Raw genomic sequence first — 9,363 nt, 5'->3', positions numbered from 1 at the left:
TCGTTGTTTGCATCACTCATGCGCTCGCGTCTTTCTTGCGCTTCTTCAAATGCAGCGTTGATTTCTTCTAATACAGAATCGACGTCAGCCGCTGTTGTGTCTTCTTCAAATAAACCGGTCAATTGTGTTTCCGGCGTTAATTCACCTTGTTCATACAAGGCCCACATTTCTTTAGCATATTTTGTTGCGGCTAATTCTGGGGCAAATTGAGAATAATAGTCTGTCATATTATTCACATCACGAAATAACATCGCTTTGGCATTATTGTTTGCTGATGCATCAACAGCTTGGGGCAGGTCAATGATAACCGGTCCATTCTGATCTACGAGCACGTTAAACTCTGATAAATCGCCATGAACAATACCTGCACATAACATTCGTACGACATAACCCATCATAACGTAATGCTGCGTTTGCGCTTGTTCAGCACTCATCTGAGTAACATCATTTAATCGAGGTGCAACATCACCATGAATATTGGTGATCAACTCCATCAATAGCACTCCATCAAAGCAGCCATAAGGTACTGGTACTCTAATTTTAGCGGCGGCGCATTTATATAACGCGTCGACCTCGGCATTCTGCCAAGCTTTTTCTTGTTCTTCACGACCGTATTTAGAACCTTTTTCCATGGCTCTACCACGACGACTGTTTTTGGTTTTTCGACCTTCTTGATATTGTGCTGCTTTTTTAAAACTGCGCTTAGTGGCTTCCTTATACACTTTGGCGCAGCGAATCGCATCGCCACATCTGATCATATAGACCGTAGCTTCTTTGCCACTCATGAGTTGGCTTATCACTTCATCGACGAGACCATCGTCAACCAGTGGTTGTAATCGTATAGGCGTTTTCATAGCGTCGTTATACCTTACTTGCGCGCTGGATGATATATCTAAGGAAATAATTTTTACTTGCTGATGGGCTACTGATTAAATGAGGCTCAATAGTACTGAATTTGTGCTTTGTAGACTCTTGTTTATTAGATGAAAATGCTGTAGCCATTCAGCTAAATATAGTCGATTCTGATCCTTTTACCGAAAGATATCGATGGGGTGAATGTTGAGTTATCACTAAAAAGAGCTGCCAAACGTGTTATATTAGCGGCCGTCATTTAGCGTAATGATATCAGTTGCGCCTATAGATTAAAATATTGCTGATGGTACGCCTAAACTAACGTTAGGTATAAAGGCCATCATTTAACGCAGTATAATATCTTGTATTTAATGATGAAGAACTTCAGCAAGACTTAAGTTCTTCTTCAGTCAGTATTGAGTGATGAGTAGGATAATCTTTTTTGATTTAGTTATTATTTGATTTTTATCTGAATCGGCTATTATTTGAAGCGATTATTGTCGATAACAACCATTTATACTGAACGCTATGGCGTTAACACATTGAACAGTGATTCCAAATTTGGCATGGAAGTCATCATGCGCACCTATTTTTTTAACATTTTAATAGAGTTTTTATGAAACGGACCTTACTTTTAACACTATTTGTTTTTTCTAACGCCGCAACCGCAGTTGAACCTTTATTTGAAACCCCCAAAGATATGCAACCAACATGGATTGATGACATCTTGTCGGTTTTTGGCGCGGATGGTGAATTCGATGATACTAAAGCTATTGATATGAGTTATTTACCTACAGCTTATTACACCCCAGAGAAAAAGTTTGGTGTGGGTTTACTGATGGTGGGGTTATACAAAACTGATAATGCATCAAGTGAACAACAGCCTTCATCATTGGTGTTGAATTCATTTGCTTCTGTGAACAATTCTTATGGCGTCACGGTAGAAAATATGACGTTTTTAAATCAAGGTAAACAGCGTTTGTTGCTTGACTTAGAACTGCATAATGAAGCTGCTGTTTATTATGGAATAGGGATTGAACAAGGCGACCAAGACCTTAATCATCATGAGTTCAAAGAACAACTGTATAGTTTTAAGCCGCGTTGGATGACCGAAGTTGCCAGTAACTATTTTATTGGTGTGGGTGCTGACTTTATTTATACCACGGCCGACAGCTTAGAATTAGTCGCAACAGAAGCTCCTGTGGATTCAAGTACGCTTCTGCCAGACAACTTTAGCTCAGGTGTTGTAGTAACCAGTATTTATGATTCAAGAGATTACCGTTTAAACGCAACAAAAGGCTGGTTATTTCAGGTTGATGCTGGATTATACCAAAATGACCAGTTCGATTCGTTTTCTACTTATAATATTGAATTAGCGAACTATATAGATTTAGGCTCGACACCGGGTTTAATCGCATGGCAAGTGCAAGGTCATCTAACCAGTGGCGATGTACCTTGGAATCTATTACCTGATCTTGGTGGCTCCGACGCGATGCGAGGTTACATTAGAGGCCGATATCGTGACGAGCAAATGATGATGGGGCAAGTTGAATATCGCTTACCAGTGTTCCAACGTTATGGCATGGTATTTTGGGGCGCTGTTGGTAGTGTGGCACCTAAAGTGAGTGAGCTAACCGATACGCTATTAACGGCCTATGGCACAGGATTTCGATTCAAAATTAAAGACAATATTAATTTACGATTTGATGTAGGGGTCGGTGAAAATGAAACTAACTTCTACCTAAATGTGAATGAAGTCTTTTAAGGCGATACTATTGAATATATTAACGTCGCGAATAAAACTTATGATGACCGGGTGTCGTAACAACAGATCGTTGGCGGTAGCTGGTTTCCTAGTCCCGAGAATACTGATAAGTGCGTGTCTGGTTAGTGGCTTATTGCAAAGTAACAGAGTCTTGGCCAATGACATCCCACAAAGTTGCCAGCGAAGCTTCAATTACGCTATTTATCTCAGTGGACTTCACACAGGTGAGATGAGTCGTACTGAGAACTGGCAGGGTAAGTCTGCTGTTATCACCTCTAAGAGTGAAGCCAGTATTTTAGGGATTGGTACTCAATATCAACAACGTACTGAGTTATCGTGGTCAAATAACAGTAATGAATGGTTAACTGATAGTTTTCATCAACAGGTAACTGGTTTTCGTTCTCGTGACATGCAAGCCACTTTTTACAATAATGGCCTTGAGTCACGCGTGGATATTGATGGCGATATTGAGAATTATACCTCAAGCCAAATTCCATTAAGGGATGTGGACACCTTAGCGATTCAAATCCGCGAAAACTTGCTCGGCGGCCGACGTCAATTTGCATTAATTAGGCAAGCTTCAGATGCAATTGAACCTTATCAGTTTTATGTGAAGGACAAAATAATCACCACCATCGGCTCTTGGGGGGAGATACAGCTTATTCCGGTAGAGCAAACTGGGGCCGAAGAGGTGACGTATTACTTTGCACCAAGTATGAATTATCAACTGGTAAAAGCCCATTATCATGGGATGATTTTGCAAGGGGTTATTGAGCTTGAACGTTATGTTTCATCTTGCGATACCATGTCTGAGAGTTAACCTTAACCCGTGATAAGCAGCAAGTTCAGTAGCCGTTTAATTCACTAGCCTCATTGACGCGTCAATGAGGCTAGTTTACACAATATGATTACAATGAATGAATAGATACAATAGTGAATTCATTTACTCGTTATGGGCGGCTGACTCATCATTATTTATGCTAGTTATTTTAGCATTAGCCATTATCCACACTAGTCAATAATGACTAAATAATTGCTCCCGATACCTTTCTATTAGCCCTGTAAGCTCATCAATAGACTTCATTTTTTACAACCTATCTAACGATACCTCTGCGACATAAGCTCGATGGCTAACATGATGGAATCTTGTCGTCTATATTATATGATTTTGGCTGGTGAATATGCTCACAAATTTATATCGAATAGGTATAATTTGCTGCTGATGTTCCCATTGGAGATACCATGGCCAAGGTAATCAATAAAGCCATTTTTAGCAGTCGGATATTGTCGATAAACCTGGTAACTTATCATACTCATCACCGAGTGATGGCCCATATCGATCCGGTACAACAAGGCCGCTATTACAAACTCAATTTTGTCCTTGTGCAACCTAAAGTCGGTGGGGTGTTTCTGTGTGCGAAATGCATCATGAACTTATGGGGGCGAGTGTATTTATTTCGTCCTGATAAATATGAGCATAGCGTGACTAAGATTGAGACGGGTAAACGCGTGTTGTTAAGTATTGCTTTGAATATCTAGAAGGGGTTAACGGGACGATAAGTTAACGTTCGTGGGCAAGTTTAGGGCTGTTAGTCTGTAATTGTTGGGTTAACGCAGTTGTTTGCTTATGAGTGTCATTGGTTGAGGCATATTGACGTTTAGCCACCACTTGCACACCTTCAGTTGATAGTTTGAGATTTAAATCACCCTCAGGCACACAACAACAGGGCAGACATTCATCTGATTTAAGTTCAGCTAGTGGCTCGGAGAAGTATTTAACTTCTCCTGATATCACTGTGGTTTTACACGCGCCGCAAAATCCATTACGACACTCTGAAAACACTTTCACTTTTTTCGACTCAAGCGCTTCTAATAAGCTTGAATGTTGGCCGTCAAATAAAATAACCGGCTGTCCTTTCAAGCTTACAATTGGGGCTTTTTTGAAAAGTTTTTTATAGGTCAAAATCTAAAAACTCATCGCCATCAACAGAAGAATCAATTTGACCAACAAGATAAGATGATACTTCTACTTCTTGTGGGGCAACTTGTACAGCATCACTTTCTAACCAGTTTTTCATCCACGGTAGGGGATTCGATTGTTCATCATAAGGTTGAGGTAAGTGAACTGACTTCATCCGTTGGTTAGTAATAAACTCAACGTACTGGCATAAAATCTGTTCATTTAAGCCAATCATCGAACCGTCTTTGAATAAGTACTTGGCCCATTCTTTTTCTTGTTCCGCCGCTTTGACGAATAAGTCATAAGCTTCTTGCTTACACTCAGCAGCAATTTCTCCCATTTCTGGGTCGTCTTTACCACCCTGCATCAGAGCTAAAATGTGTTGTGTACTATTGAGGTGTAATGCTTCATCACGGGCAATTAAGCGAATGATTTTAGCATTACCCTCCATGACACGGCGCTCTGCAAAGGCAAACGAACAGGCAAAACTGACATAGAAGCGAATCGCTTCTAAGGCATTAACTGACATCATGCACAAATATAATGACTTTTTAAGAATACGTGAATTAACGGTGATTTCTTTACCGTTGATGACGTGCGTTCCTTCACCTAACAAGTTATTAATCTGGGTGAGGTTAATTAAGTCATCGTAATAAGCGGCAATATCACCGGCACGCTTTAAGATTTCGTCATTTTGTACAATATCGTCAAATACCAAAGATGGGTTATTAACAATATTACGAATAATGTGAGTGTACGAACGCGAGTGAATGGTTTCAGAAAACGACCATGTTTCAATCCACGTTTCCAATTCAGGTAGCGATACCAAAGGCAAAAATGCCACATTCGGTGAGCGGCCTTGAATTGAGTCTAACAAGGTTTGGTATTTCAGATTTGATAAGAAAATATGTTGTTCATGTTCAGGTAAATTACCGAAATCAATTTTGTCACGGCTGACATCAACTTCTTCTGGACGCCAGAAAAACGATAATTGCTTTTCAATTAGTTTTTCAAAGACTTCATATTTCTGTTGATCGTAGCGTGCCACATTAACCGATTGACCGAAAAACATCGGTTCTTTAGTCGAATCGTTAGGTGTTTGACAAAATGTTGAGTAAGCCATTATTTAGGTGTCCTGAAAACGCATTTTTCAAAAAGCGGGGAAGGCCCCCGCTAAATATAGATAAAGTGATGATTATATCTTACACGCACCGCCACCACAGCCATCGTCTTCTTCTTCGACAGCAATAATGTCGTCAAACTGATCCGAAGCACCGTCGCGAGTATTATGATAATACAATGTTTTAATGCCCAGTTTGTATACGCTTAACAAGTCTTTTAACAACGTTTGCATCGGTACACGACCGCCTTCAAAACGGCTAGGATCATAATTGGTGTTGGCCGAAATAGCTTGGTCGATAAACTTCTGCATTAACCCAACAAGTTGGATATAACCATCGTTGTTTGGCATATTCCACAGTAGTTCATACTTATCTTTGAGTAATTCAAAATCAGGAACGACTTGCTTTAACTGACCATCTTTACTGGCTTTAACGCTGATTAAGCCGCGTGGAGGCTCGATACCATTGGTCGCATTTGAAATTTGCGATGAGGTTTCAGACGGCATTAGCGCAGACAAGGTTGAGTTACGTAAACCGTACTGCTTAATGTCGCTACGCAAGCTTTCCCAATCCATGTGCAATGGCTCGTCACAAATCTTGTCTAAATCACGCTTGTAAGTATCGATAGGTAAAATACCTTTCGAATACGTAGTCTCGTGGAATAACGGACATGCACCTTGCTCTTTAGCTAAGTTCATTGACGCTTTCAGTAAATAAAACTGAATTGCTTCAAAGGTCTTATGAGTTAAGTTATTGGCTGAACCGTCTGAATACTTTTTACCGTTTTTAGCTAAGTAGTTAGCAAAGTTAATCACACCAATACCTAAAGTACGACGGTTCATTGAACTCGTTTGCGCGGCTTTGATTGGGTAATCTTGGTAATCAAGTAAGTTATCTAGGGCACGTACGGCTAAATCAGCTAATGGCTCAAGTTCAGATAAATCTTTAATTGCGCCTAAGTTAAGTGCTGACAAGGTACATAACGCGATTTCACCGTCAGGATCATCAATATTAGTCAGTGGCTTAGTTGGCAAAGCAATTTCTAAACATAAGTTAGATTGCTTAATTGGCGCAACTTTAGAGTCAAACGGGCTGTGAGTATTACAGTGATCGACGTTTTGAATGTAGATACGGCCAGTAGAAGCACGTTCTTGCATCATCAATGAAAACAGTTCAACCGCTTTAATTTGTTTTTTGCGGATATTGCTGTCTTGCTCATACTGAAGATATAACCGTTCAAATTCAGCTTGATCTTCAAAGAATGCATCGTATAGACCAGGCACGTCTGATGGGCTGAATAAACTGATGTATTCGCCTTTAATCAAACGTTGGTACATTAACTTGTTTAACTGCACACCGTAGTCAAGATGACGTACACGGTTGTCGTCAACACCACGGTTGTTTTTAAGGACTAGTAGCGATTCAACTTCTAGATGCCATAAAGGATAGAAAAGGGTTGCTGCGCCGCCACGTACGCCGCCTTGAGAACAAGACTTCACCGCAGTTTGGAAGTACTTATAAAAAGGTAAACAACCAGTGTGGAAAGCTTCACCGCCACGAATAGGGCTACCAAGGGCTCGAATACGACCAGCGTTAATACCAATACCAGCACGTTGGCTAACGTATTTAACGATAGACGATGCCGTCGCATTGATTGAATCCAAGCTGTCATCACACTCAATCAACACACATGAGCTGAACTGACGTGTAGGTGTACGCACACCGGCCATGATTGGCGTTGGTAAAGAAATCTTAAACAGAGACGTCGCGTCATAGAAGTCTTTAATGTACTTCAAACGGATTTCTTTTGGGTAACGGGCAAACAAACATGCAGCCACTAAAATATATAAAAACTGGGCGCTTTCGTACACTTCATGCGTTACACGGTTTTGAACTAGGTATTTACCTTCAAGTTGCTTTACCGCGGCATAAGAGAAGTTCAAATCACGCCAGTGATCGATATAAGTGTCGAGGATGTCTAATTCTTCACGGCTGTAGTCAGCCATGATATGCATGTCATATTTACCAATTTCAACTAACTTGGTGACATGGTCATATAATGTTGGTGGCTCAAATTGACCAAATGCTTTTTTACGTAAATGGAACACCGCTAAGCGGGCAGCCACAAATTGGTAATCAGGTGACTCAGGAGAGATCAAGTCAGCAGCGGCTTTGATGATCGTTTCATGAATGGCTTCTGTTGGAATGCCATCAAAAAACTGCAGATGAGATCGAAGTTCTACTTCAGATACTGAGACGTTTTTTAATCCCTTGGCTGCCCAAGTGATCACGCGATGAATTTTATCTAAATCGATAGATTCACGTTCGCCACTGCGTTTAGTGACTGTCATATTGCTATTCATTGAAGAGAGGCCTTGGTTCTATATCTAATCATGTGATCTGTTGTTGGATGCAGTGCTGCTTGATTCGATCCGAACCAGTTACAAAACAATTCCATGTTAAAACAATCAACCTGATGTACTCACAACGTGGTAGTTAAACACCAGTACGTTCAGTTAGCAGCTACATCCTTTGGAACGTCCTGGAGTAGTGTTTTGATTGTTAGCCACACACAAGATATGGTGTTATTTAAAATCTAAGATACAAGATAGTGAGGTTTGAGGTTTATTGCAAGCCACAATTTCATTAACTTCTTGTGGATAACTTGAGGATAAACGGCAGGGTTAGTGACAACTAACCCTAGAGCCCAAATTCATAAAGAGTTTTTAATAAATGATATTTTTTAATCCATCAAATGAGAAAGATTTGATCGCTAAAATAAACAGCGATCAAAAAAAATGCACTGTTTATTGGTTGATCTTTTGTTGGTTTTGATCGGGTGGAAATTGGCGGCGGTTAACTGTTCATTTAAGCCGAATAAGACCCGTTAAACTTCACTCATGCTTTGTTCATTTACCCAAAATATCCCGCTAACTTGATGCCCAAATAGTGTCATTACTCAGTGAAGAAATGCTTTAGTGAGGCACCATGTTCAAATTGTCTGCCTGCTGGCCATGTGTCAGGTTTATCTGTCGCAGATAAATAACCCCATAAAGCAACGCCACCTAACATACTGGCATTATGGGCGGCGACTAAGTCGCGTTCGGCATCGCCTAGATATAAGATACTTTGAGGAGCAATGGCAATTTGTTGTGCTGCTAACAGCATTGGTGCGGTATGAGGTTTAGAGTGGCGGGTGCTATCACCACTGATCATGGTTTTCAATTTATGAGTTAAACCAAGCTTTTCCACTAATGGCCTGGCAAATCGAGCTGGCTTATTGGTCACGACACCATAAGGAATCGATTGGGCATCAAATAAAGACAACAGTTCAGGTAAGTCATCAAATAAACGGCTGTTGTCACCATTAATACGGGCATAATGCTGAAGTAGCGCTTGCTGGATGGTGATTTGTACTTGTTCATCGGCATCTGGAATGGCCGTTTTGACTAAATATAAGCTGCCATGTGATGCTGCATGGCGCATCAAATCAAGCGGTTGGACGTTAAAACCGGCTTCATCCAAGCTGAGGTTCAATGCCTGCACTAAATCTGGGGCTGTATCGGCTAAGGTACCGTCTAAATCGAACAGCACTCCTTTTATATCTTGTTTATGCAAGGGCTAGCTCCTAACGAGATAAAAATAACAATAGACAGTGCAAGGCC

At 40.6% G+C, this 9,363-nt stretch carries 8 protein-coding genes; 3 read left to right on the top strand and 5 right to left on the bottom strand.

The features are described 5' to 3' along the window. Positions 1-854 (bottom strand): PA4780 family RIO1-like protein kinase (locus CXF78_RS03005; protein ID WP_102035941.1); only part of this gene is annotated, 854 nt, incomplete at its 3' end. A gap of 614 nt (positions 855-1,468) precedes the next feature. On the opposite strand from CXF78_RS03005, the gene CXF78_RS03000 reads away from it, so the two are divergent. From CXF78_RS03000 to CXF78_RS02990, 3 genes are all read left to right on the top strand, one after another. Then, positions 1,469-2,617 carry a BamA/TamA family outer membrane protein gene (locus CXF78_RS03000; RefSeq protein ID WP_101087074.1) on the top strand — a complete coding sequence of 383 codons (1,149 nt, stop codon included), beginning with the start codon at positions 1,469-1,471 and terminating at the stop codon, positions 2,615-2,617. Next, on the top strand, positions 2,604-3,437 hold the full coding sequence (locus tag CXF78_RS02995; RefSeq protein ID WP_257984817.1) for a hypothetical protein: 834 nt from the start codon (positions 2,604-2,606) through the stop codon (positions 3,435-3,437). Before CXF78_RS03000 ends, CXF78_RS02995 begins: the two co-directional genes overlap by 14 nt. A 422-nt stretch (positions 3,438-3,859) precedes the next feature. Beyond that, complete coding sequence (locus CXF78_RS02990; RefSeq protein WP_102035939.1) at positions 3,860-4,156, top strand: hypothetical protein; 297 nt, start codon at positions 3,860-3,862, stop codon at positions 4,154-4,156. A 22-nt stretch (positions 4,157-4,178) separates the two neighbouring features. On the opposite strand, the gene yfaE is transcribed toward CXF78_RS02990, so the two are convergent. The 4 genes from yfaE to CXF78_RS02970 form a co-directional block, all read right to left on the bottom strand. Then, on the bottom strand, positions 4,179-4,580 hold the full coding sequence (yfaE, locus tag CXF78_RS02985; RefSeq protein WP_102035938.1) for a class I ribonucleotide reductase maintenance protein YfaE: 402 nt from the start codon (positions 4,578-4,580) through the stop codon (positions 4,179-4,181). Beyond that, the gene (gene nrdB, locus CXF78_RS02980) at positions 4,570-5,700 is read right to left on the bottom strand and encodes a class Ia ribonucleoside-diphosphate reductase subunit beta (protein ID WP_059743650.1); all 1,131 of its coding nucleotides are present in this window, start codon (positions 5,698-5,700) and stop codon (positions 4,570-4,572) included. Before nrdB ends, yfaE begins: the two co-directional genes overlap by 11 nt. A 72-nt stretch (positions 5,701-5,772) precedes the next feature. Next, complete coding sequence (gene nrdA, locus CXF78_RS02975) at positions 5,773-8,061, bottom strand: class 1a ribonucleoside-diphosphate reductase subunit alpha (protein WP_011637589.1); 2,289 nt, start codon at positions 8,059-8,061, stop codon at positions 5,773-5,775. Between the two features lie 592 nt (positions 8,062-8,653). Continuing rightward, positions 8,654-9,316, bottom strand: a complete 663-nt coding sequence (locus tag CXF78_RS02970; RefSeq protein ID WP_102035937.1) for an HAD family hydrolase — start codon at positions 9,314-9,316, stop codon at positions 8,654-8,656. Positions 9,317-9,363 lie beyond the last annotated feature (47 nt).

Source organism: Shewanella sp. 11B5 (genome assembly GCF_002836795.1).
Taxonomy (GTDB): Bacteria; Pseudomonadota; Gammaproteobacteria; order Enterobacterales; family Shewanellaceae; genus Shewanella; species Shewanella frigidimarina.
Note: the sequence above shows the minus strand (reverse complement) of the source record. Positions and strands in the feature narration are given on the sequence as shown.

What these genes read in the sequence shown, in the direction of transcription:
- CXF78_RS03000 (WP_101087074.1), top strand. Translation starts at nt 1,469, where the DNA reads ATGAAACGGACCTTACTTTTAACACTATTTGTTTTTTCTAACGCCGCA.
- CXF78_RS02995 (WP_257984817.1), top strand. Translation starts at nt 2,604, where the DNA reads ATGAAGTCTTTTAAGGCGATACTATTGAATATATTAACGTCGCGAATA.
- CXF78_RS02990 (WP_102035939.1), top strand. Translation starts at nt 3,860, where the DNA reads ATGGCCAAGGTAATCAATAAAGCCATTTTTAGCAGTCGGATATTGTCG.
- nrdB (WP_059743650.1), bottom strand. Translation starts at nt 5,700, where the DNA reads ATGGCTTACTCAACATTTTGTCAAACACCTAACGATTCGACTAAAGAA.
- nrdA (WP_011637589.1), bottom strand. Translation starts at nt 8,061, where the DNA reads ATGAATAGCAATATGACAGTCACTAAACGCAGTGGCGAACGTGAATCT.